19 protein-coding genes are annotated in these 23,468 nt (G+C 70.9%); 1 reads left to right on the top strand and 18 read right to left on the bottom strand.

The genetic code is table 11. The annotated features are described in order from the left end of the window. Nucleotides 1–160: 160 nt before the first annotated feature. Nucleotides 161–946 (top strand): GNAT family N-acetyltransferase, encoded by a 786-nt coding sequence (locus ACIBA9_RS18315; RefSeq protein WP_399364118.1) that lies wholly within the window; start codon nucleotides 161–163, stop codon nucleotides 944–946. 1,024 nt (nucleotides 947–1,970) lie between these two features. Here the strand turns inward: ACIBA9_RS18315 and ACIBA9_RS18310 are convergent. From ACIBA9_RS18310 to ACIBA9_RS18225, 18 genes are all read right to left on the bottom strand, one after another. After that, a complete protein-coding gene (locus ACIBA9_RS18310; protein ID WP_399364116.1) occupies nucleotides 1,971–2,942 on the bottom strand; it encodes an L-tyrosine/L-tryptophan isonitrile synthase family protein in 972 nt (323 codons plus the stop codon). 144 nt (nucleotides 2,943–3,086) lie between these two features. Beyond that, nucleotides 3,087–4,349: a cytochrome P450 gene (locus ACIBA9_RS18305; protein ID WP_399364114.1), complete on the bottom strand. Its 1,263-nt coding sequence runs from the start codon at nucleotides 4,347–4,349 to the stop codon at nucleotides 3,087–3,089. An 11-nt stretch (nucleotides 4,350–4,360) separates the two neighbouring features. Next, nucleotides 4,361–6,187, bottom strand: coding sequence for an asparagine synthase (glutamine-hydrolyzing) (gene asnB, locus ACIBA9_RS18300; RefSeq protein ID WP_399364112.1), 1,827 nt, complete (start codon nucleotides 6,185–6,187; stop codon nucleotides 4,361–4,363). Between the two features lie 16 nt (nucleotides 6,188–6,203). Then, nucleotides 6,204–7,619, bottom strand: coding sequence for an MFS transporter (locus tag ACIBA9_RS18295; protein WP_399364110.1), 1,416 nt, complete (start codon nucleotides 7,617–7,619; stop codon nucleotides 6,204–6,206). A 131-nt stretch (nucleotides 7,620–7,750) separates the two neighbouring features. Beyond that, nucleotides 7,751–7,915, bottom strand: a complete 165-nt coding sequence (locus ACIBA9_RS18290; RefSeq protein WP_399364108.1) for a hypothetical protein — start codon at nucleotides 7,913–7,915, stop codon at nucleotides 7,751–7,753. Between the two features lie 107 nt (nucleotides 7,916–8,022). Next, entirely contained in the window at nucleotides 8,023–8,841 is an 819-nt protein-coding gene (locus ACIBA9_RS18285) for an ABC transporter ATP-binding protein (RefSeq protein ID WP_399364106.1), read from the bottom strand. Next, the gene (locus tag ACIBA9_RS18280) at nucleotides 8,838–9,908 is read right to left on the bottom strand and encodes a FecCD family ABC transporter permease (RefSeq protein WP_399364104.1); all 1,071 of its coding nucleotides are present in this window, start codon (nucleotides 9,906–9,908) and stop codon (nucleotides 8,838–8,840) included. Before ACIBA9_RS18280 ends, ACIBA9_RS18285 begins: the two co-directional genes overlap by 4 nt. Before the next feature lie 2 nt (nucleotides 9,909–9,910). Continuing rightward, nucleotides 9,911–10,990, bottom strand: coding sequence for an ABC transporter substrate-binding protein (locus tag ACIBA9_RS18275; RefSeq protein ID WP_399364102.1), 1,080 nt, complete (start codon nucleotides 10,988–10,990; stop codon nucleotides 9,911–9,913). A 195-nt stretch (nucleotides 10,991–11,185) separates the two neighbouring features. Continuing rightward, nucleotides 11,186–11,833, bottom strand: a complete 648-nt coding sequence (locus tag ACIBA9_RS18270) for a sigma-70 family RNA polymerase sigma factor (RefSeq protein ID WP_399364100.1) — start codon at nucleotides 11,831–11,833, stop codon at nucleotides 11,186–11,188. A 200-nt stretch (nucleotides 11,834–12,033) separates the two neighbouring features. Further along, on the bottom strand, nucleotides 12,034–12,744 hold the full coding sequence (locus ACIBA9_RS18265; RefSeq protein WP_399364098.1) for a hypothetical protein: 711 nt from the start codon (nucleotides 12,742–12,744) through the stop codon (nucleotides 12,034–12,036). A gap of 170 nt (nucleotides 12,745–12,914) precedes the next feature. Continuing rightward, nucleotides 12,915–13,436 (bottom strand): copper chaperone PCu(A)C, encoded by a 522-nt coding sequence (locus ACIBA9_RS18260; protein ID WP_399364096.1) that lies wholly within the window; start codon nucleotides 13,434–13,436, stop codon nucleotides 12,915–12,917. Then, complete coding sequence (locus ACIBA9_RS18255) at nucleotides 13,433–15,703, bottom strand: heavy metal translocating P-type ATPase (protein ID WP_399364094.1); 2,271 nt, start codon at nucleotides 15,701–15,703, stop codon at nucleotides 13,433–13,435. Before ACIBA9_RS18255 ends, ACIBA9_RS18260 begins: the two co-directional genes overlap by 4 nt. Next, nucleotides 15,703–15,948 carry a hypothetical protein gene (locus tag ACIBA9_RS18250; RefSeq protein WP_399364092.1) on the bottom strand — a complete coding sequence of 82 codons (246 nt, stop codon included), beginning with the start codon at nucleotides 15,946–15,948 and terminating at the stop codon, nucleotides 15,703–15,705. The genes ACIBA9_RS18255 and ACIBA9_RS18250 overlap by 1 nt, the downstream gene beginning before the upstream one ends. A 790-nt stretch (nucleotides 15,949–16,738) precedes the next feature. Continuing rightward, nucleotides 16,739–18,919 carry an AAA family ATPase gene (locus tag ACIBA9_RS18245; RefSeq protein ID WP_399364090.1) on the bottom strand — a complete coding sequence of 727 codons (2,181 nt, stop codon included), beginning with the start codon at nucleotides 18,917–18,919 and terminating at the stop codon, nucleotides 16,739–16,741. 337 nt (nucleotides 18,920–19,256) lie between these two features. Further along, nucleotides 19,257–19,838 (bottom strand): SRPBCC family protein, encoded by a 582-nt coding sequence (locus ACIBA9_RS18240; RefSeq protein WP_399364088.1) that lies wholly within the window; start codon nucleotides 19,836–19,838, stop codon nucleotides 19,257–19,259. A 106-nt stretch (nucleotides 19,839–19,944) separates the two neighbouring features. After that, complete coding sequence (locus ACIBA9_RS18235; protein ID WP_399364086.1) at nucleotides 19,945–20,385, bottom strand: SRPBCC family protein; 441 nt, start codon at nucleotides 20,383–20,385, stop codon at nucleotides 19,945–19,947. A gap of 71 nt (nucleotides 20,386–20,456) precedes the next feature. After that, a complete protein-coding gene (locus tag ACIBA9_RS18230) occupies nucleotides 20,457–21,920 on the bottom strand; it encodes an MFS transporter (RefSeq protein WP_399364084.1) in 1,464 nt (487 codons plus the stop codon). A 68-nt stretch (nucleotides 21,921–21,988) separates the two neighbouring features. Beyond that, nucleotides 21,989–23,332, bottom strand: a complete 1,344-nt coding sequence (locus ACIBA9_RS18225) for a carotenoid oxygenase family protein (RefSeq protein ID WP_399364082.1) — start codon at nucleotides 23,330–23,332, stop codon at nucleotides 21,989–21,991. Between the last annotated feature and the right edge of the window lie 136 nt (nucleotides 23,333–23,468).

Genomic DNA, 23,468 nt, shown 5'->3' with positions numbered 1-23,468 from the left:
CGGTCGTCGACCGCGACCCCGCCTCCGGCCAGTACCGCCGGGGCGTCCCTCAGGGCCGGCATGCCCACAACCTCCTTCCGGCCGGCGCGCGAGTCACGCACCATGCAGGACAAGCTCTAAGTCAACTCAGCCGAAAAGCAGCATGCTTTAGGGTGGAATCATGAATACTGCCGAACCGGAGGCAGCTTCTATTCATGACATTTCTCCGCAAATGGCTAATCTTCGGGCCCATTGGCTCGCCTGGGGCGGATCGGACTCGATCCAGGAGGATCTGGTCGTTTACCGCAGTGGCCTCCAGCACGGACTGCTCAATGGTGTCCTGAGGCTGAGCGGTCGTAGTGTTCCCGAGGCCGCTGCTGATGCCGAGCAGCAACTGGCCAACCTGCCCTGGCGATGGTGGGTTGGCCCGGACAGCGACGCCGGCGTGGCAGAGGCATTGCGGGAACGCGGCTACAGCCGCAACGGCAGCATGCCAATCATGGCAGTCCGACTCGACCAGTTGTCTGCACCGCCTCCGCCCGCCAGCCTCATCATCGAACGCGTCGATGGATTGGACGGTGTGACGGACTACGTCGATGCCTACGCGTCATCTTTCGGAGTCGGCCGCACGCTTCAGACCTTGGTAGTAGACGCTGAATCCACCCTCCGCACCGACCTCGGCCGCCTGATCCGCTTGGTCGGGCGGATCGACGGTCGCGCGGTGGCTACATCGGCCGTGCTGATCAGCAATGGTGTTGCAGGTGTCTACTGGGTCGGGACACATCCCACGTATCGTGGGCGGGGCATAGGCGCGGCGCTCACGGCGGCCGCAATGGTCATTGGGCGCCGGCATGGAGCACTCGTATGCACGCTGCAGGCCAGTGACCTGGGCGCGCCGGTCTACCAGCGGCTGGGATTCACACAGGTGAGCGAAGTCGTGCTCTATTCGCCGCCATCGGGACTGTGACCAAAACTGTGCCCGGAGGTGGCAGTGGGGCCGTCCGGCTTTTTAAGAAGCCGGTCCCGTGTGTGCGTTAAAGGAGGGCGTCACAGCACTACGGCTGGGAAGAGGTGACCTTTCCGAACCCGGCCCCGGAGAGTTCGAAGGGGCTGCCCTTTCGAACCCGCTCGCCGATGAGTAGCCGCTTGGGCAGCTTCAGCAACGGGCATGATCAGGCCACGTCGCGGTAGCGCGGTGACCGATCAGCGTCCCGCGGCCGACGGGTGCTGTGGACCAGACGCAGATGACGCCCACAGGAGTGCCGGGGCCACCCTCGGCGGCCCCGGCAGCCAGTCCTCGATGTGGTCCATCCCGTAGAGCAACAGGCCCAGCACAGGAAGCAACAACACAGCGACGGCGATCACGGTGGAACATCCCTCCGGCCGGCAACACCTCATCGGGTGTCCACCCGCCCCCCAGCCAGCAGCCGGCCCGTGGTACGGACGCATGCTCGGGCGCGATCGCAAATCAGGCATTCAAGAGAGGTCACAGACACATGGACCGTACGAGGCATCGCCCGCACGGACCCGCGAGGCTCATCAACATCAGGGACATCCTCCGTCACCACACCCCATGATCCGCTCAAGTCACCGCTGACCAGGCGGGCCCGTCACCCGCCAGCGTCCGTCGCTCCCTGTTCCGCCCGTGCGAGGGCTTGCAGCCAAACGGAGCGCACCACCGCGAACGCGCCCAGCGCCGCCTCCCCCAGCCCTCCTTACCTTCTTCGTGGCTAGCCCGGGCCCGGGCTCGCCCGCTCAACACGGCTCGCGCCGCGTTCCGGGCATCAAGCGGATCTGATGTACCGCGCCGCCGACGATCCGCCTGGTCCATCCGATTCACGTCAAACACGTCCACGCCCTGGGCTGACAGATAGCGGGGCAGGGACGCCCCATAGGTCGGTCCGCCTGCCCGGCTGTCCTTCATCGACCACGGCACGAATGGCCTCGGACGCGGCTGGGCCACGCCTTTTCCGCATCGCGTCGGTGCATCCTCACTGAACCCCAGGCAGGCAAGCCGCCCGGTTCTGGTCGAAGTGACTGTCTCTGCCGCCTTGCTGCACCAGTCGACCCATCCGGGCGGCTGCGGCTCTGGGCATGAGAGCCCATGTGCCGTCGCTGCGGCGCACGGCAGCGGAGTGCCAGGGCGTGGTCCACGCATCCGGGGCGTTGAGGAGGCGGATGCCGAATTTCGGGGCGCCGATGGGCTGGGGATGAATGGAGAGGCGTACCGCGCGGGGGTGTTGTTCGGCGATCAGGACGCTCCAGGCACGGCTGCGCTGGATGACGCCGTATGCACGTTGCCGGCATGCGCGTTGGAGGGCGGAGCGGGTGCCCGTCCAGTCGGCGGTGTCCTCGACGAGGAAGCGGGTGATGCCTCGGTAGAGGGCAAGGGCCTGGTCGTCGGCGCGAGTCTCGGCGCGGAGAGCCTCCAGGGCGGGGGCGTAGCGCTCGTGGATGTGGGTGCGTTTCGTGTCGTGCGGGAGGTCGCCGAGGACATCCCGGAGATCGAAGACGGACAGTCTGTGCAGACCCATCCGACCTATCTGTGTTCGTAGGTCGTCGGCGTAGGCGTCGATGTGGTCGTCGGGGACGCCGATGAGGTCGCCGAAGACGTGGCCGTCGGAGCAGATGATCACGCGGGCGCCGGGCGGGTAGATCCGCTCGATCTCGGTGCACAGGGTGTTCAGGAAGGTCAGGGAGAGGCGTTCGCCCTGGTCGGGGAGGTGGCTAAGGACCTTGGCGGGGTTGGGGGACTTGCAGGGGAAGCCGGGCAGGGTGAAGACGATCGGGGCGCCATGGCGTACGAAGGCGGAGATGCGGCGCAGCTGATGCGGGAAGGCTTCCGCGGGAACGGGAACGGGAACGGGGACGCGGTCGGTCGTGCGGTGGTGGGGCAGGAGCAGGTTCAGGATCTCGGTGGCGATGCTCGTGGGGAGGGTGTCCGGTGCGGTCGTCGGTGGCATGTCGTTCCTCCTGAGGTACGCGGGCGTACGAGGGCACGTCGATATGGCGCCGTGGCGGGAGTGGAAGCCAGGCGCCTGGGGTCGGTGGGCGTGGGTCAGCTGGGGCCGGGTCGGCTGATGTGGCCCGACCCGGTTACCTCGGTGTCAGAGGCGGCGGTCGTAGCCGACGGGGAGGTGGTTGGTGCCGCGGCCGAGGACGGCCGGGATCCACTCGATGTCCTCGTCTCCGATCGCCGGATGGAGGCCGGGCAGGCGGGCGAGCAGGGTGCCCAGGGCGATCTGGAGTTCGGTGCGGGCGAGGGCGGCGCCGGGGCAGAAGTGGATGCCGTGGCCGAAGGCGAGATGCGGGTTGGGCGAGCGGTCGAAGTCCAGGGTGTCCGGGGCGGGGAAGCGGCGCGGGTCGCGGTTGGCCGCGCACAGGGAGACGATCACCGAGTCGCCGCCGGGGACGCGCGTGCCGTGTAGATCGCTGTCCTTGTCGAAGAAGCGCCAGGTGGTGAGCTCGAAGGCGCTGTCGTAGCGGAGGAGTTCCTCGACGGCGCCGGGCAGCAGGTCCGGGTTGTCGCGTAGGCGGGCGAGCTGGTCCGGGTTGCGGAAGAGGGCGATCAGGGCGGTGGTGATCTGGTTGGTGACCGGCTCCTGGCCCGCGACGAGGAGCTGGAAGATCATCGAGTCCAGCTCCTGCTGGGACAGTTCGCGGCGGTCTCGGGCCCCGACGAGGCGGCTGAGCAGGTCGTCGTCCCCGTGGTCGCGTTTGTGGGTGACGACGTCGGCGATGTAGCTCTGCAGGCCGTGCAGGCGGGCCTCGTAGAGGGGGCGGCCGGGGTCGGTGGGGCCGACCGGCTGGACGACCTTGCCCCAGTCGCGGTCGAAGCGGGCCGCGAGTTCCTGCGGGAGGCCGATGACTTCGGCGAGGACCTTGAAGGGGAAGTGGGCGGCGAAGCCGGTGACGAGGTCCGCGGGGCCGTGCTCCGGCAGTGCGTCCACGAGGGCGTCGGCCAGTTGCTGGAAGCGGGGGCGGAGCTGCTCGATGCGACGCGGGGTGAAGGCGTCCGTCACGAAGCGGCGCATCCGGGTGTGCTTGGGCGGGTCCTGGTGGAGGAGATGGACCTGGAGCTGGGAGTGCTGCGGCTCGGGCATGATCGAGGCTCGGGCGCGCCAGCGGTCGTTGCCGCGGTCGTGGTTCTTGCCGAGGCGGTCGTCGCCCAGCGCGGCGTGGGCGGCGTCATAGCCGGTGACGAGCCAGGCCTGGACGCCGCTGGGGAAGAGGACGCGGTGGACGGGGCCGGCCTCGCGCATCTGCTCGTACAGGGGGTAGGGGTTGGTCTTGTAGGGGCAGCCCATCAGCGGCACGGGGTCGGACAAGGTGTCCGGATCCGCGGCTGGACGCTGTTCCTGGAGGGTCATGGGAAGGCTCCTCAGAGGGCGAGTTCGGGCTGGTAGTGGTCCAGCCAGAGGGCGAGGTCGACGACGCGTTCGAGGCGCAGGCGGTGGCCCCACTCCAGTCGGTCGGGCGGGGTGTCGAGGCATGGCTTGATGCGGGTCTCGTCGGCGAGGGCCCGGACCCGTTCGGTGGCGAGCGCGTCTCGGGCCATCCGCTGCAGGCCGCGGTTGTAGTCGGGGTGGTGGGTGGCCGGGTAGTGGTTCTTGGGGCGGTGCAGCACCGAGTCCGGGGCGAGGTCGGCGCCCATCGCGCGCAGGAGGCTCTTCTCCCGTCCGTCGAAGCTCTTCAGCCCCCAGGGGGTGGTGAAGGCGTACTCGACGAGCCGGTGGTCGCAGTACGGGACGCGGACCTCCAGGCCCTGGGCCATGCTGAGGCGGTCCTTGCGGTGCAGGAGCTGGCGCAGCCAGCGGGTCAGGGACAGGTGCTGCATCTCGCGTTGGCGGTGTTCGGTGGGCGTCTCGCCGTCCAGGTGCGGTACGGCGGCCAGCGCGGTGCGGTAGGTGTCGTCACGGAACTCGCCTATGCGCAGGTCGAGTTCCGGGTTCAGGGGCATGGCGGCCTCGTCGCCGGTCACCAGCAGCCACGGGAAGGTTTCTGCAGCCAGCGCCTTCGGGTTGTGGAACCAGGGGTAGCCGCCGAAGACCTCGTCGGCCGCCTCGCCGGAGAGGGCGACGGTGGAGTGCCGGCGGATCTCGCCGAACAGCAGGTACAGCGAGGTGTCCATGTCGCCGACGCCGATGGGCGAGTCGCGGGCGACGACGACGGCCTTGCGGTGCTCCGGGTCGAGCAGAGCGTGCGGGTCGAGTATGACGGTGCTGTGGTCGGTGCCGATGTAGGCGCCGGCCTCGGTGGCGTACGGGGTGTCGTGGCCGGTGCGCAGGACGTCGCCGGTGAACCGTTCTGCCTGGTCGCTGTAGTCGACGGCGTAGGAGCGGATCCGGGCGTCCGGGCCTTCACGCAGGCGGAGTTCGTCGGCGAGCAGCGCGGTCAGGACGGTGGAGTCGATGCCGCCGGAGAGCAGGCTGCACAGCGGGACGTCCGCTTCGAGCCGGCTGCGGGCTGCGGCACCGACCAGGACGTGGATCCGCTCGATGGCCGTGTCCCGGTCGTCGGTGTGGTCGGCGGCCTCCAGTTGCCAGTAGCGGCGTTCATGGATGCCGCCCCGGTCCAGCACGAGCACTCCGCCCGGCTCGACCTCCCTGACTCCGGACCACACGGTCGGGCCGGTGTTGAACAGCAGGCTGTACGCCTCCCGCAGCCCGTCGGCGTCCACCCGGGGCCGTATCTCGGGGTGGGCGAACAGGCCCTTGGGCTCGGAGGCGAAGGCGAGGCCGCCGTCGACAGCGGCCCAGAACAGGGGCTTGACGCCGAGCCGGTCGCGGACCAGGAGCAGGCGCTGGGCGCGTTCGTCCCAGACGGCGAAGGCGAACATGCCCTCCAGGTGCTCGGCCACCGCCTCGCCCCACTCGGCATACGCCCGCAGCACCACCTCGGTGTCACTGCGCGTGCGGAACGCATGGCCCAGGGCGCGCAGTTCGGTGCGCAGTTCGTGGTGGTTGTAGACCTCGCCGCTGTAGCTGAGCACGATGTCCGGCTCGTCGGGCCGGTCGGTCATCGGCTGTACGCCGCCTTCGAGGTCGATGACGGCGAGACGGCGGTGGCCGATCGCGGCCCGCTCACCGAGCCAGACGCCTCCGGCGTCGGGACCGCGAGGGATGAGGGCGGCGGTCATGGCCTCGATGACCGGGGTCTGGGTACGGGCGTCGCTGTGGAAGGACGCCCAGCCGGTGATTCCGCACATGGGGACGACTCCTCGGTCAGGGATGGTGAGCGGCGGCAGCCGCTTCGGTGGTCTTCTCGGGTACGGGCGCGGGCCTGCGTCCGTGCAGGGCGAGCAGGGGTACCGCGAGGCAGGCGGCGCCGGCCGCCAGAGCCAGCGCGGCCCTCACGCCGTCGTCGCCTCCGGCCGAGCCCCAGGCGACGGTGGCCAGGGCCGGGCCGAGAGTGAAGCCGAGGCTGCGTGCCAGCTGTACGGATGAGCCCACGGTTGCCGTGCGGTCCGCCGGGGCGGCGCCCATGACGAGGGCCTGGGTCGGGCCGCCGTTCAGGCCCATTCCGACACCGGCCAGCGCCAGCCGCCAGGCCACGTGCACCGGCGACCAGTCACCCCCCAGCGGAACGAGGAGGAGCAGACCGCCGGCGGTGAGGGCAGCGCCGGTGACCGCCACCGGCCGAGCCCCGCACCGGTCCGCGAGGCGACCACCGACCGGCCCGGCCAGTCCCATGCCGAGTGGGAAGGCGAGCACGGTAAGGCCGGTCGTGGTGGCGGTGGCGCCGTCGTCGCGCTGGAGGTGCAGGGCGACGACGTAGTGCATCGCGGCGAAGGAGGCCGCCAGCGCCAGCACCGCCGTATGCGCCCGGAACAGACCCGCCGCCCGCAGTGTCCCGGCCACCGGGCGGCCGCCGGGTCCCCGCAGCCACCACCACAACGGCGGTACGGCGGCGAGCGCGAGCACCAGCCACGCCGGGCTTCCCGGCGCGAGGGTCAGCGCCAGCAGCAGGGCGGCCACGCCGGAGCCCACCAGCAGCGCATCCGCCGCCGACCGCCGGTCGGGCAGGCGCAGGCCCCCGTCCTTCGGTATCGCCCTCCAGGCCACGATCAGGGCGAGCAGGCAGAACGGGATCTTGACCAGGAAGACCGCGCGCCAGCCCAGGTGGTCCAGCAGCAGTCCGCCCACCGCCGGGCCGGTCACGGCGCCCAGCGGACCCAGCGTCGCGGGCACGCTCATGGCTCGCCCGCGCAGTTCCGGCCGTACCGAACGCAGGGCGAGAACCGGCATCAGCACGAAGAGCACGGCCCCGAACGCGCCCTGGGCGATGCGGGCGGCGATCAGCCAGGGCGCCCAGGGTGCGGCGGCAGCCAGTGCGCTGCACAGGGCGAAGCCCGCGGTCGCGACCAGTAGGGCGGAGCGCATCCCGAGCCCGTCCAGCCACCGGCCGACAGGCAACAGTAAGGCGACCACAGGAAGTTGGTAACCAAGGATCCCCCACTGGGCGGTCGCGGCGGAGACGTGCAGACCGTCCGCGATGTCTGCCAGGGCCACGTTGACGATGTTCATGTCGAGCATCGCCACGAACGACAGCAGACCGGCCACCGCAACGAGCAGCCAGCGGTCCTCGCTGCCGACGGGTATGTGGCCGGGCTGCTTCGAACCGGGACTGTGACCTGTCACCGTTGGCGCCCCTCACGGTCGTGGGTGTGCTGCCGGACGGCAGCCTCGTCCCACAAGTCGGGAGGGATCGCACACGAGTTCCCGGGCGAAGCCAAAAATCATGGCGGGCAGGCCGAGACTGCCCGCGCCGATCAGTCGCGGCGGCCGCCGCGTGCCGGCTTGCCCGACACGGCCGACTCCACCAGCAGATACCGCACCGCACGGAGGATCAGCCCGGCGGCACAGCCGACAGTCGCGCCGAACCCTCCATCGACGACGGATCCCGGCCAGCCGTACCCGGCTACGAGAACGGCCACGGTGGCCGCGAGCAGCGGCCAGGCTCTCCCGTTGATCCGCGCCCGGCCACGCCGGATCGTCCCGGGATCAGAGTCCCAAGGCCACCGTGTGGGGACCGCTGTTCGGTTCATCCGCGAGTGGGCGTCTCCAGCGGCACGGCAGTCGGTGACTCGTCCGCCGGCGCTCGGTGGTCGAAGGCGATGAGCGGGTCACCGGTCAGGGGATGGTCGACGACCGCCGCTCGCACTCCGAACACCTCCGCCACCAGCGCGGGCGTGAGGACGTCCCGCGGCGGGCCGGAGGCGACGACCGCTCCATCGTGCAGGACGTGAAGGCGGTCACAGACGGAGGCGGCGGCGTTCAGGTCATGCAGCGACACCAGGGTCGTACGGCGCTGGGCGCGCAGCAGAGCGAGCAGTTCGACCTGGTGGCGGATGTCGAGGTGGTTGGTCGGTTCGTCCAGCACAAGGACGTCAGGGTTCTGGGCGAACGCCCGTGCCAGCAGGACGCGTTGGCGCTCACCGCCGGACAGGGCCGTGAAGCGGCGTCCGGCCTGTTCCGCCATGCCGACGTCGGTGAGGGCCTGCGCGACGATGTCCCGGTCGGCGGCGTCCTCCCCGGTGAAGGCCCGCTTGTATGGCGTACGGCCCATCGCGACGACCTCGCGCACGGTCAGCTCGAAGTCGCTCCCGCGCTCCTGTGGCAGGGCGGCCACGTGCCGCGCCGACTGGAGCGGCGCCATCTCGCGCAGGTCAGTGCCGGCGAGCAGGACCCGCCCAGCGGTGGGCTTCAGGTGCCGGTAGACGGTGCGCAGGAGCGTGGACTTGCCGCTGCCGTTCGGGCCGACCAGGCCGGTGATCTCGCCCTCGGCCGCGACGAGACGGGCGCCCGCGACCACCGTCCGGCCGGCGTAAGCCACGTGCAGGTCCTCGATGTCGATCCTCAACTCCCGCTCCCCAGGCGCCGGTCCAGCAGGTACAGCAGGACCGGAGCCCCGAGCAGAGAGGTGACCACGCCGACCGGCAGCTCCTGGGTGTCCATCGCCGTACGGCACACGATGTCGACCACCACCAGGAGCAGGGCTCCGAACAACGCGGAGAGCGGCAGCAGGCGTCGGTGGTCGCCGCCCACGACCAGGCGGCAGACGTGCGGCACCATCAACGCGACGAACGCGATCGCGCCGGAGACGGCCACCAGGACGCCGGTGAGCATGCTGGTGACGGTGAACAGCTCGCGGCGCAGCCGGGTGACGTCGATGCCCAGTCCGGCGGCCGTCTCGTCGCCCATCAGCAGGGCGTTCAGGCCCCGGGCGCGTGCCTGGAGCCACAGCAGCGCGGCGGGTACGGCGACGGCGGGCACCGCGAGCAGCTCCCACGTCGCTCCGCTGAGGCTGCCCATGAGCCAGAACAGGACACTGTGGGTCTGCTGCTCGTCCCCGGCCTGCAGCACGAGGTAGCTGGTGAAGCCGGACAGGAACTGGCCGATCGCGACCCCGGCCAGCACCAGCCTGAGCGGCGCGAACCCGCCGCCGCGCCGGGCCACCGCCCATACCAGCGCGAACGTCGCCAGCGCGCCGGCGAAAGCCGCCCCGGACAACCCCAGTCCCAGTGCCCCGCCGGCGCCGAGGCCGAGGACGATCGCGGCGACCGCGCCGAGACAGGCGCCGTTGGAGATGCCCAGCAGGTAGGGGTCGGCCAGCGGGTTGCGCACCAGCGCCTGGACGGCCGTACCGACGACACCGAGTCCCGCGCCGACGAGGGCGGCGAGCAGGGCGCGCGGCACCCGCAGTTGCCAGACGATGAGGTCGTCCGTGCCGGGGCGCGGAGCCTCGCCGGACAGTCGCCGCCACACCACGCTCCACACCTCGCCGGGCGGGATCGACGTCGAGCCCCAGGCGACGGCGGCCGTCAGCGCGGCCAGCAGTGCCACGGCCAGTACCGCCGCCAGCGGACCGGCGGGCAGGCTGCCGCGCTCCGCGGCCGCGGCTTTCCGCCGCGCCAGTGTGAAGGCCACGATCAGGCGACCTTGCCCGGATAGAGGGTCTTGGCGATGGCCTCGACCGTGTCGGCGTTCTCGACTCCCGCGATGGTGGTCTGCTCGGAGCCGATCCGCAGCAAGTGGCCGTCCTTGACCGCCCTCAGCCCCTTGGTGGCGGGGTTCGACCTCAGCCACTGCTCGGCCTCGTCGAACGCCTTCTTGTCCGCCGCCTCGCTGCCCCGGTTGCGGACGCCGAGCTGGATCCAGTCCGGGTTCTTCGCGATCACGTCCTCCCAGCCGACCTGCTTGTAGTCGCCGTCGCAGTCGGCGAAGACGTTGCGGGCTCCGGCCAGGGTGATCACGGCGTTGGCGACCTGGCGGTTGCAGGCGACGCTGGGCTGCTTGGTACCGGCGTCGTAGTCGAAGAAGAAGTACGTGGGCCGGCTCTTCTCCGCAGTACCGCCGACCGCCTTCTGGACGGCGGCCACCTTCTCCTTCATCCCGGCGACGAGTTCGTGTGCCCGAGCGCTCGTGCCGGTGACCGCGCCGAGGGAGGTGATGTCGGCCTCGACAGCGGACAGGTCGGTCACCGGGGTCTTGCCCTGGGCGGCGCAGGCGGTGGACTTCAGGTAGCTGTGCTTGATCCCGGCGGCCTTGAACTCCTCCGCTGTCGGCGCGTCCCCCATGCCTGAGCCGCCCATGCTTCCCATGGAGGCGAAGGTGTCGATGTAGAGGTCGGCGCCGGAGCCGAGCAGCTTCTCCTTGGGGATCACGGTCTGGCTGAGCACCTTGACCTTCTGCGCCTGTGCGTCGAGGGGGCCGGGCAGCGTGCCCTTGCCGGGCGGGAAGCCGGTGCCGATCACCTGGTCACCGGCGCCGAGGCGGAGCAGCAGTTCCAGGCTGGAGGCGTTGCTGGTGACGATTCTCCTCGGGGCGCGCGTGAAGGTGGTCTTGGCGCCCATGCAGTCCGTGACGGACACCGGGTAGCCGCCGGAAGCCGCCTTCCCGGCCTGCCCCGCGTTCCCGGCCGCCGTGTCCTTTCCCCCGCCGCCGCAGCCCGCCACCAGCAGGCCGCCCAGCACGACGGCCGCGGTACCGCCCCACACACGAGAACGCATCGAACAACTCCCGGATCCACTCGGTACACGGGCGAGCCTTCGCCACCCGCTCCAGTAGTCGGAGCGAAGGCCCCCTGAGTTCCCGGCCAGTTGGGGATCCGGCACAGGGCGAAGCGCTCCGGCGGCTCCGGCGGCTCCGGCGGCGAGGGTGCCGGTGCCGTTCCTTCCAGCCGGCACCGGCACCCTCCCGGAGCGTCAGGCCGCCAGCGCGGCGGACTGGTCCTCCCCCACTGCCTTGACGGCATGGGAGGTGCCCCCATCGTCCAGCAGGTCCATCAGCGTTGCGCGGGCTCGAGCCACGCGGGAGCGGACCGTGCCGATCGGGCAGTCGCTCACCTCGGCGGCCTCCGCATACGGCAGGCCGAGCAACTGCGTGAGGGTGAACGCCTCCCGACGGTCGTCGGGCAGCGACGCCAGCAGATCCAGCAGGGCGATGCCGTCGTCAAAACCGGGCAGGTCGCACGGCTGGGCCAGTTCGGCGGCCAGCTGCCAGTCCGGTACGTCCGCGAGACGCGGCCGGGCGGCGGCGTACCGGTAGCTGTCGATCACCGCGCGGCGGGCGATGGACAGCAGCCACGCGCGCGCCGAGGAACGCCCCTCGAAGCGGTGCAGGCTGCCGAGCGCCCGCAGGAACGTGTCCTGCGCCAGATCGTCCACCGCCTGGGGATCGCCGCACAGATGGGCGACGTAGCGCTGGACGTCCCGGTGCAGGGCACCCACGAACCGCTCGACCGCGTGCGCGTCACCGCCGCGGGCGGCCAGGGCCCACGCGGTGATCGATTCGTCGAGCGCTGCCGGGGTGTCGCTCCGGGGGCGCGAGGTGGGCAGGGCAGAGGTAGTCACCTGGTGTCCTTCTCGGGTCAACCGTGATCCGGACCAGGGCGCGCCACAGCGCGCGGTCCGGTGAAAGGGGAAGAGACGGCCCTACGGCGTCGTTGTGGCGCTACAACGCTTGTGTGCCGGGGTGCAGCGCCTGTGCGGTCGTACGGCCGTGGCCCGAGGCGCACACGGAGAGCCGGGCAGCCTCGGGAAACCAGCTGTCTTCAGACGACAGCCGTCCCCACCGGCGGCCCCCGAGAGGTGATCGCGTGGACGAGGAGAAGGAGACGCGGCGCCCGGTCCGAGCGGCGGCGCCGCAGGCGGAAGCGCGGGCGGTCGGGGGTGGCGGGCAGAGCGAACAGCAACCGCAGCGGCGCCGCCAGCCATCCGGCCGCCGCCCGCAGGATCCGGAAGGCGGCCTTCTCGCCGTACGCCAGCCACAGGCCGCACAGCACCGCGGCGAGCAGGTGGGCGGCGAGCATGCCGAACGACGAAGAACCGCCGTCCATGGAGTGGCCCATGTGATCCATGGGGCTCATGCCCGTGTGGTCCATATGCATGGCACCCATATCCATGGAGCCCATGTGCATCGAGCCCATGTGCATCGAGCCCATACCCATGGAGCTCATGGAACTCATGGAGCTCATGTCCATGGATGCGGAGCCGCCGGAGGAGCCGGACGCCGACTGGGCGTAGGAGAACGCCTCGTGCAGCACGGTCTGGGCGGCGACCACGACCGTCACGATCGACGGCAGCCCGCGTTCACGCCCCGCCAGACACCAGCCCACGGCACCCGTGACGGCTCCGCCGGCGGCCAGCGCCCCCGCGGGCACGTCGGTGCCGGACATCAGGACGTGGCCCAGGGCAGCGAGCAGCACGCACACGGCCGCGAACACCGCGGCCCGTATCGCGCGAGCACACCACCCTGCTGTCATGGCGCCTCATCCTCGCATCCGGGCTTCGGTCGTCATGCCTGGGTACGGACATCCACGAGGGACCGTACTCAATCCGCCGGGTGTGATCCAGCCCACGACAACCGGCTGGAACTCGACGGCACTCCGCCCCGACGTCTAGGAGAGGGCTTCTCCGTCCTCAGGGCGGGCGATCATCGGCCGCTGTCACCCGGGCGGATCACGACCGCGATCGTCTCGACCGGCGCGCTGCGCTCGAAGTGGAGCGTGAACGGCACCAGGTCACCCGGCCGCCAGCCGGCCCCGGCCCGCAGCGTCACGTCCACACCGCGCGGCGACATGGACAACACGCCGCCCGCGGGAACGCCGGCCGAGGTCACGTCCGCTTTGTACGCGGTCCGGCCGCCCAGCATGCGGTGTCCGCTGAGGGTGATCCGGCCGTGCGTGGCGGTGGACGTCATGTTCACCAGCCGGTCGTCCGCGCCACCGACGTTGGCGATGTCGAAGAGCGCCGCGGTCTCCGTGCTGTCCCCGTACGGCAGCAGGACTCGCCCGTTGGAGACGGTGATCCGGGCCGGGCTGCCCGCCTTCCCGGCCCCGACCCAGGTCGTCAGCCCGCCCAGGGCGAGGCCGCACGCGGCCACCGGCGCGAGGGCGGCGAGGAAGGTGTCGGTCAGCCGGCTACGAGTGGGGCGCCAGAGATTCCGCTCGGTCATCGGGTTCGCCTCCGGGCAGGAGCGAGCGCGGGCTGCCAGGCGCGCAGCCGCAGGCTGTTGCCCACGACCAGCAGCGAACTCACCGACATCGCCGCCGCGGCGAGCATCGGATTGAGCAGGCCGACCATGGCGAGCGGCACGGTCACGACGTTGTAGCCGAAGGCCCAGACGAGGTTGGCCCGGATCGTGCCCAGCGTGCGCCGGGCCAGCCGGACCGCGTCCCCCAACGCCTCGATGTCCCCGCGTACCAACGTCACGTCGGCGGCCCCGATGGCCACGTCCGTGCCGCTGCCCATGGCGATGCCCAGGTCGGCACCGGCCAGGGCTGCGGCGTCGTTCACACCGTCGCCCAGCACCGCGACCCGGTAGCCCTGCCCCTGCAGGTCCCGTACCAGATCGGCCTTGGCCTCGGGGGTGCGGCGGGCGTGTACCTCATCGATGCCCAGAGCTGCGGCCACCGCCTGCGCAGGCGCCTCCCGGTCACCCGTGGCGAGCACCGGCCGCACGCCGAGCCGCCGCAGCCGGTCCACGGCCCGGTAGCTTCCGGGCCGCACCACGTCCCCGACCTCGATCAGGGCCTCGGCCACGCCGTCGATCCGAACCAGGACGGGAGTGTGGGCGGCGGCCTCGGCCACCGTCAGCGCTGCTGCCAGGGCGGTGGGCAACTCGCCGTCCGGCGCGAGGACTTCCACCAGCCGACCCTCGACGAAACCGCGCACGCCACGCCCCGGCACGGCCGCGAACCCGCTCACGTCCGGCAGCGGCCCCTCGGGGAGTTCCCGCCGGGCGTGGCAAGCGATCGCCCGGCCCAGGGGATGCTCCGAGCCGTGCTCGGCGGCCCCGGCCAGCCGCAGCGCCGCCTCCCTCCGGAGCCCGCCCGGTACGGAGGTGACCCGGGCAACGGTCATGTGGCCCGAGGTGAGCGTGCCGGTCTTGTCCAACACGACCGCGTCGATGTGCTGGAGCCCCTCCAGTGCCTGGGATCCGCTGACCAGGACGCCCAATCGGGCACCGCGGCCGGTCGCGGCCATCAGCGCGGTCGGCCTGGCCAGGCCGAGCGCACACGGGCAGGCCACGACGAGCACGGCCACGCACGCGGTGACGGCGGCCTGCGGGTCGGCCCCGGCACCGAGCCAGAAGCCGAGACAGGTGACGGCCAGTGTCAGCACGACGGGGACGAAGACGCCTGCCACCGTGTCGACCAGCCGCTGCGCCCGTGCCTTGCCTGCCTGGGCCTCGGTCACCAGCCGGGTGATCCGGGCGAGCCGGGTGTCGGCGCCGACGGCGGTGGCCTCCACCAGGAGCAGCCCGCCGGCGTTGACGGCGCCGCCGACCACCGCCGCCCCCGGCCCGACCTCGACGGGCTCGCTCTCCCCGGTGACCAGGGACAGATCCACAGCGGAACTGCCCTCCACCACCTGTCCGTCGGTGGCCACGCGCTCCCCCGGCCGCACGACGAAGACCTGCCCTGACCTCAACCACTCGATGGGAACAAGCCGTTCGTCGTTGCCTTCGCGGATCGTCACTTCCTTGGCGCCGAGTTGGGCCAGTCTGAGCGCGGCCCCGGTCCCGTGCCGGGCCCGCGCCTCCAGGAGCCGCCCCGCCAGGACGAACAGGGGTACACCGACGGCCGCTTCGAGATAGACGTGCGCCGCGCCCTCCGAGGCCGAGGGCACCAGGGTGAACGGCATCCGCATGCCGGGCTCGCCGGCACCACCGAGGAAGAGCGCGTAGGCGGACCAGGAGAAGGATGCCACCACGCCCAGCGAGACCAGGGTGTCCATGGTCGCCGCCGCGTGCCGAAGCCCCCGCGCCGCACGCACATGGAAGGGCAACGCGCCCCAGACGGCGACCGGCGCGGCCAGCACGAAACACAGCCACTGCCAGTTGCGGAACTGCAGCGCGGGAACCATCGACAGCACGAGCACGGGCACCGCGAGCACCGCGGTGATCAGCAGCCGATCCCGCTCCTGGCGAGCTTCCCCGGCCTCGCCCGTGTCCTTGCCCTCGCGTGTCTCGGGCTGCTTGGGCGGTTCAGGCAGGGCAGCCGTGTAGCCGGCCTTCTCGACGGCGACGACGAGTTCCCCGGGGCTGATCCGCGGCGGGTGACTCACACGCGCCCGCCCGGTCGCCAGATTGACGGTCGCCGTGACCCCCTCCAGCTTCCCGAGTTTCCTCTCAACGCGCCTCACACAGGCCGCGCAGGTCATGCCGCCGACGGTCAGATCGGTCGTCACCAGGTCGACGGCCACCGGTTCCAGGCCCATCAGTGGCCACCCCCGTGCATGTCCCCCATGTCGTCCGGGCCGCCTCCCCCGCCGGAACCTCCGACACCCCGGCTCGTGCCGGTGCCGTGCATGCCGGGCGCGACGGGCCCGGCCGCGGCACCGACGGCGTACGACACCGTGAACATCAGCGCCAGCAGGAGAAGGAATCCGCACAGGGCGGGCGGAGGCACCAGCTTCCGCAACACCGCACCCGCGCCGGAAGAGATTTGCCGGGACTCGTCCATCAACCGCGTCTCCAGATCACGTCGTACGGCGTCGGTCGGATCGCGCCGTACTGCATCAGGAGTCGGGGCCGCCGGGGGTCGAGTTCCGGAGCAACGTCGTGGTCCGCGTCACGTGAGGGACAACTGTGCCGGGGGTCGCGGCGATGAACGCCGCCCTGCCGACGGCTGCCGTCGGCTCCGAGCGAATCGAGTCGAAGCGCCGGTCGCCTGCGGGCGCACGGCACGTACCCTCCCGCGGATCACAGAGGCGCCGCCGCCCTGAGGGCCGGCCCCGCTGACGATGGGCCAGACGACCGGCATGTCGGGCAGGCGCGTGGTCAGGACTGAGCACGAGGGAGCAGTGAATGGTCCTCCGGATGAGCAGCTGCCACGGACATGATCTCTTCCATACGCCGGGGTGGCCCGATGCCTCGGGTCAACGGAAGGAATGCACATCGCCATGCGCGGCTTCTCCACCATGGGCTCCATCCGGAACGACGGTCCCCGCAGCTTCCGCCCGGGAAAGTTCCGCTGACGCGATGAAGACACACAGCCGACCCGACTCCGCCTGGGCCACGGCTCGGAATTTCGGCCTGTTCGCGGCCGGTGCCGCGCTGGTGCCGCACTGGTTCTGGGCCTCGCTCCGCAGGCCGGCACCTCGGTCAGCACGAGAGCGACTCGTGCCTCGACACCAACGGCACCCGCCTGTACCTGTCGACGTGCAACACCACCGACCCGGGCCGGCTCATGGCCGTGCCCGGCGCCGTTGACAACGCCGCCACGTACCAGTGGGTGTGGAACTGGCAGCAGGTCACTCCCCGGCCGTCGTCGCCGGACCGTTCAGCTCCTGCTCCCACAGCAGGTCGGTGATCCGGTCCACCGCCTCCTTGAGGTGCCTACGGTAGGTGCTGAACGGAAGCCCGAGCCGGGCGGCCGCGGCCTGCTGTGTGGCAGGTCGGTCGCCGTAGGTGGCGGTGAACGCACGATGACGTCGTTCGCCGCCCCGCTCGTTCGGCAGCCGCTCCGCCGCGCCCCGCACAAGGCGGCCCAGGTCGCCGTCGTGGGCCGCGGCCACGCGGCTGCGCACCAGCGGGTTGCACCGCAGCTCCTTCGGTGAGCCGAGGGAACGCAGCGCGTCACGCACCGCGGCCTCGAACGCCTCCCGGGACAGGACGGCCGGTCCGGTGCCGGCGTTGGTCCCGCCCGTCGCGCTCTGTACCGATCCTCTCGGCGCCCCGCCGGCCAGCATGGCGTCGGTGTTGGCGGCGAGGTAGGCCACGAGCGGCTCGGTGCGGTAGTCACGGGCGAACAGCCGGTACGCGTGCGCCCCGACGCGGACGGGATCGGCGACCGGGGGCGTGGCGTAGTGGATCATGTGACCGTTCCAGTAGCCGTCGTCCCGGTATACCGCGATGTGGTGGGAGAGGCGGTCGGCGTCCCGCCACACCTCGCCCATGGCACGCCAATGGGCGAGGGTCATGGGCGCCGAGGGGCGGTGATAGCGGTCGGGGTGGACGAGGTACCGCGTCACCGCGATCCGCTCGCCCTCGCGTACGGGGCCGTGCCGGCGCGCATACCGCCACACGGCGGCGAGTACCGGGTCGAACGAGGAACTGGTCTCCTCCTCGTCGCCGCTCAGCCACAGGGTGGCGGTGAAGGAGACGGTGCGTCCGGTACGGGTGGACCGGTGCAGGCGGAACGCGGTGGGCTGCAACTCCAGCCACTTGCCGGCGATCTCAGCCGATTCGAGACCTTCCGCGCGGGCGACGAGGGCCAGGACATCTGCCTGGTCGCTCGGTGCGTAAGGGACCTCTTGCACCAGCCCGGGCGCCTGCCATTCGTGTACCTCCGGCATGTAACCGTCGGTCCGGTACATGTACATCAGTGCGGCCACCGAGTCCATGAGCCGGTGGGCGGGGCCTCGGCGGAGCCGTTCCAGCAGGTGGTCGTGCATGCTTTTGTGCATGGCGACGAACCCCTCCGGATCGCGCCAGCGGAGGTCCGCCTCGAGGGCCTCCCGCACCACGTCGTGGGGAAAGACCCCGGCGTCGGCCGTCTCCATGAACGGTTGCGCGCGCAGCCAGGCGAACAGTTCCAGGGCCTGCTCCCCGAGCATCGCGCGGATCAGCTCCTCACTGGTCACGTACGCGTGCGCACACACTTCCAGGGCCTGTCGGTGCAGCGGCGACGGCGGATCCTCGACAAGGCGCGAAAGCAGGGCCGCGATCACGTTCTGGTCCGGTGTCCAGCGTGTACGCGAACGCGAACCGGTCTCGTTTGCGGTCTCACGGCCCGCGCCCGTGCGGACCGCTTCGGGCTCCTCCCCTCCCCTGCCTTCGCCCGTCCCGTCGTGCTCGCCGACGGGTTCCGCTTCCCTCGCCACGGCGGCCGCCAGAGCGAGGGCCAAGGGGTTGCCGCCGGTGAAACCCCATACGTCGCCCTGTACGCGAGCCGGAACGCCGTGCCGGTCCAGGAACGTCACGGCGTCTTCCCGTGACAGTGTCTCGAGCCGTACGACCGCGAGGTGGTCCGCCCAGCCCGAGTCCGAGATCCAACGGGCGTCCGGCGGCGTGCGCCCGGCCAGCACGGCGACCGCACCCAGTGGAAGTTCAGGCAGGAACCGTTCCCACACCCAGCCTTCCAGCCCTTGACACACTTCGAACGTGTCGACGAGCAGGACGGCATCCGGTAGTTCGAGCGCCCTGGCTGCGGCCTGCTGGAACGCCTCGGGTGTCGGGGCGGTCGTCCGGGCGTCCACCAGGACGACCGGTCTTCCCGACCTGCCCGCTTCTCGGGCGAACCGGCGCAGCAAGGTCGACTTCCCCATACCGCCGGGACCGTGCACGAACAGGACCGGCGCGGTTTCCGGTTCTCCGGCCAGCATGGAGCGGAACAGTGCCGTCTCCACCGCCCGGCCCACGAACGCCCGGTCCTGTGCTGCCCCCAGCCGGCTCCGCAAACGGCCACCGCTGTGGCGCACAAGGCTTGTCACGGGTCTTCTCCCTGCCATTCTCCACACCAGCGCCCGCGCAGCACCATGCCCGCTCCCCGCCCACACGGACGCGTGGGCGGGGAGCGGGCATCCATGCCGCACTCCAAGATCGACAAGGATACTGTGGGCGGGCGCGCCGCCACAGGGCTTGTCCGGCCGCGCCCCGTGCCCCGTCCACAGACACGGTCATGGCGGTGCGCCACGGCGTCTGGAATGTCTTCCAGCTGTTGCGGGGACCCCGAAGACACGGCCCACGGTGTTCCCGAGAGGGCAGTTCCCGTGCCGGTGCAGTGGCCCGTGAGTTCCAGGGAGGGAATCCCGTGCCGGCGGGTCGCGGTTACCCGGCCGCCCGGGTCTCCGCTTCGTGTTTGAGGTTGTCGACCCAGTTGCGCAAGGAGTTGTCGAGTGCGGCCTGCAGGGCTGCCTGGTTGGCGCGGACGGGATCGCCCGTCCAGGACTCCTCGGTGTGAACGAGCACGCCGTTCCTGGTCGGGGTGAAGGTCCACACGTGGACGGCGGTGATGCCCTGGGCCGGACCGCCCCAGGCCAGGCGCTTGCCGTAGTCGGCCTGCTTGACGGTGGAGGTGATGTCCAGGCCCTCGGTGCTCCAGCGGAAGACCGAGCCGGGGCGTAGGCGGCCGGGGGTGTCCTTGACCACTACGTCCACGTCCGGCTGCCACGACGGCCAGTTCACGACGTCGGTCTGCACCTTCCAGACCGTGTGGAGCGGCGCGTGGATCAGGACGCTGTCACGGGTGATCACCGGCGCGCTCTCGTCGATGTGCACATCGGCGGTGTCATGGGTGGCGGCGGTGATCCTGGCGGGGCCCTCGTCGGTGAGGGCGGCGGCGGTGCCGGTGGTCGCAAGTATCAGCGTAGTGGTCAGGACGGCGGAGTTGGCCGCGGTGGTGAAGCGCATGATGCTGGCCTTAGAAAGGGGTTCGGGGAAGCGTTCCGGAAAGGGCGACGGGGCGGAGGGTTCGAGGGACGACGCGAGCAGACGCCTCGGACAGCCGGTGTAGTCGTCAGCCGGTCTGCTCGGCGCGCGCCTTGAGCGCCGCGAGCCACGCGGTCAGGGACTCGTGCAGTGCCTGGCCGAGATCGTCGGCGGCGGCTTCGACGACGGCACCGCTCCAGGACTCCTCGGTGCGGACCGTGACCTGCTTTCCGGTCCGCTCGAAGGCCCACACATGCACGCCGTCGATACCGTTGGCCGGGCCGCCCCACACGATCCGCTCCCCGGGAACGACCTCTCTGACGGTCGAGGTGATGTCCAGGCCGTGGGTCCTCCAGCTGAACGAGTTGCCGGGCAGCAGTGGACCGTCCAGCTTCGCCTCGTCCACGTCCGCGTTCCACTCCGCCCAGGAGTCGACGTCGGCGTGCAGAGCCCACACCCTCTCCATCGGCGCGTCGATCACGGTCGACAGACGGACAACGACAGGGGCATTCTCATCGATGGAGAACATTTCGATATATCCCTTCGAATGATCCACCGCTGCGGTGTGCCGCGGTGTGCAGGCGGTCGGTGGTGTATCGGTCACCGGGTGCGGGCGTTGACCGCAGGAGCCGGCGTCGTGGTGGGAAGCGAGGTCGAGGCCCGGGAGCCGTACCGGATGAGCAGGACGCTGAGGAGGGCGGTCGCGGCCAGTACGGCGGCACAGACGCCGAAGGCGACGCGGTAACCCTCGGTCAGCGCCTCCGGAGGGGTCTGCTGAACCGATGCCCGGCTCGTGACGGAGCCGGCGAGAGTGGCGAGGACCGCGAGACCGATCGCACCGCCGACCTGGCGGGAGGTGTTGACCAGACCGCCGGCCAGGCCGGCGTCCTCCCTGGCGACACCCTCGACGGACAGGGCGGTCAGCTGGACGAAGGCGATGCTCAGTCCCAGGCCCACCAGGACGCTCGGGCCGAGAACGTCCACGGCATAGCTGCCGTGTGCGCTGACGCCTGACAGCCACAGCAGCCCCGCGGCTTCGGACAGCAGAGCCGCGCACACGGTCGCGGTCGCCCCGATACGGCGCGCGACACGGGGCGCCAGCGTTGAGCCCAGCATGTTGGACGCGGCGAGGGGAAGCTGCCCCAAACCGGTCATCAGCGGACTCGAACCGAGGACCTGCTGCTGGTAGAGCGGCAGGAAGAAGAACAGTGCGATCCACACCGAACCCAGCAGTGCCATCAGGACGTTGCCGGTGGTGACGCGACCGGTGCGGAACAGTCGGAGCGGCAGTAGCGGGTGAGGGTGGCGAAGCTCGATCAGAACGAACGCGAGCACGAGCGCCGCGGCCAGGCCGAGGGAGCCCAGGACCGCACGGTCCGTCCAGCCGGAGCCGCGTGCGGTCGTCAACCCCCACACCAACGCGGTCAGGGCCAGTGACACGGCGGCGGTGCCCAGCAGGTCCGACTCGCCGGTGCCCGTGCCGGACGACTGCCGCGGGACGAACGCCGCTGCCGCGGCCAGCACCACGAACGCCCCGGTCCCGACGGCGTAGAAGATCCATGGCCAGCCCCATGCCTGCGTCAGGATGCCCCCCAGAAGGACGCCGGCCGCTCCACCGGCACCCGAGACCGCGCCCCACACCCCCAACGCCTTGCCACGGCCAGGGCCGGGCGGGAACAGGTCCATCACCAGGGCGAGGGCCGCGGGCGCGATGGCCGCGGCGCCTATACCCTGCGCGGCACGGGCGGCGATCAGTACAGCCGGCGAGTCCGCCAGCCCCGCCGCCACCGACGCCGCACCGAACAGCGCGACCCCTGCGAGAAGGACCTCACGCCTCCCCGACAGGTCCGCCAGGCGGCCGCCGGCCAGCAGCAGCGCCCCGAAAGCCAAGCCGTAGGCGTTGACCACCCACGTCGTGCCGCTGTCCGACAGGCCCAGACCGGACCGGATCTGAGGCAGCGCCACGTTCACGATGGAGGTGGCCAGCATGACGGTGAACTGGGCTGCCGCCAGGGCCGCGAGAGCGGCACCCGGGCCGGTTGCGGACCTTGATGACTTGACCATGGCACTCCATGTGCGGTGGACCACTCGATGGGTGGGCGGGGAGAGGGGGCGCCCCCGGGCGTACCGGGTCAGTAGCGGTCGGCTATCCAGGAGCCGTGGATACCGGCTACGACACGGCGCGGCAGGTGAACGGTCGCCACCGGGCCGCGCAGGATGTCCGAGGCGTCCAGGACCAGCAGGCGGGAGGCGTCGGCGTGCAGGTCACTCACCACCGTCAGCAGATATCCGTCGTCCTCGGACGTGCCGCCCTCCGCCGGCACGAAGACCGCCTCGCCGGGGAGTTGTCCGTCGCCGACGTGTCGGACCTGCCGACCTCCGGTGGTCCGGTCGTACTTGACCACGCCGAAATTGCCGACGCCCCGCTCGTCGGGGAACGAGATCGCATACTGGAAGCGGTGCTCGCGGCCCATGACGTCCTCGTTGATCGTGGGGAACTCCACGACCAGGTCATCGACGATCCGCTCACGCACGGTTCCCGAACCCAGGCCGATCACCCACTGGCGGTTATAGGAGCGGGAGTTGGGAACGGCTCCCCGGTCCGGCGACCCGACCCACCAGTTCCAGGACGTGTGGAATCCCTCTCGGTCGACGGTCGGCCCCTCGAGCACGATGTCACCCCGGCCGTCCTCATAGGCGTTGGCGGCGTGCAGCATCGACCCCGGTTCCACGTCGAACCACCGGATGGAAGCCGCTCCACCGCGCCCACGAGGCATCACGCCGATCCGGGCGGGCTGCTCGTCCTTCCAGGCATAGGGAATACCGGACGTCTCCGTGTGGTCGAAGGTCACCGTCCCCTCGACGAAGACGACGTACCGCTCGGTGATGGCGAAGTCGTGCTTGAGGGCGGCCGTGGCGCCCGGCACCTCCTCACTGTGGACCAACTCCCCTTTCTCCGAGGCGACGTGGTAGGTCAGATAGGGCGGGAACGGGGACGAGCTGAAGAAGTGCAGCTCCCCCGAGACCGGGTCGTGCTTGGGGTGGGCCGTCATGACATTGGTGAGCTTGCCGTCGAAGTCGTAGGCCCCCACGGTCGCCAGCTCGTCGGTCAGCTCGAACGGGAGGTTCGACTCGCACAGGGCCAGCAGTCTTCCGGCGTGCTCGATGACGTGCGTACCCGCGGTGCTGGCCGTCAGGTCGGGACCGTGCTCGGTCATGTACGGCGCGCCCTCCAGCGCCGGTGTCCGCACCCAGCGGTTGCGGTACCACTCCGCGCGGCCGTCCCGTATGCGGATACCGTGCACCATGCCGCTGCCCTTGAACCAGTGGGTGGGTGTGACACCGGGCTTGGGGTTGTGGCCGTTGCGGATCAGACGACCGGACAGCTCCGGCGGCAGCCGCCCCTCCACCACGAGGTCATAGACGGTGATCTCGTCCACGTGCGGGGTGTAGTGCCCCGAGAGGTACGGCTTCATGACGATTCCTTCTGTTTCTTGAGTCGTTGCGCTGGACGGCAGGGAAGTCTCTGCGCAGCGGTCGCGCTGGCGTTTTCCGCTTGCGGCAAGGGAGTTGGCGGCATCCGGTGACGCACCGGACTGCGCTCGGTCTTGG

It is taken from the genome of Streptomyces sp. NPDC051452 (assembly GCF_044454765.1).
Classification (GTDB): domain Bacteria; phylum Actinomycetota; class Actinomycetes; order Streptomycetales; family Streptomycetaceae; genus Streptomyces.
The sequence above is the reverse complement of the archived record's forward strand: the minus strand, read 5'-3'. Positions and strand labels throughout refer to the sequence as shown.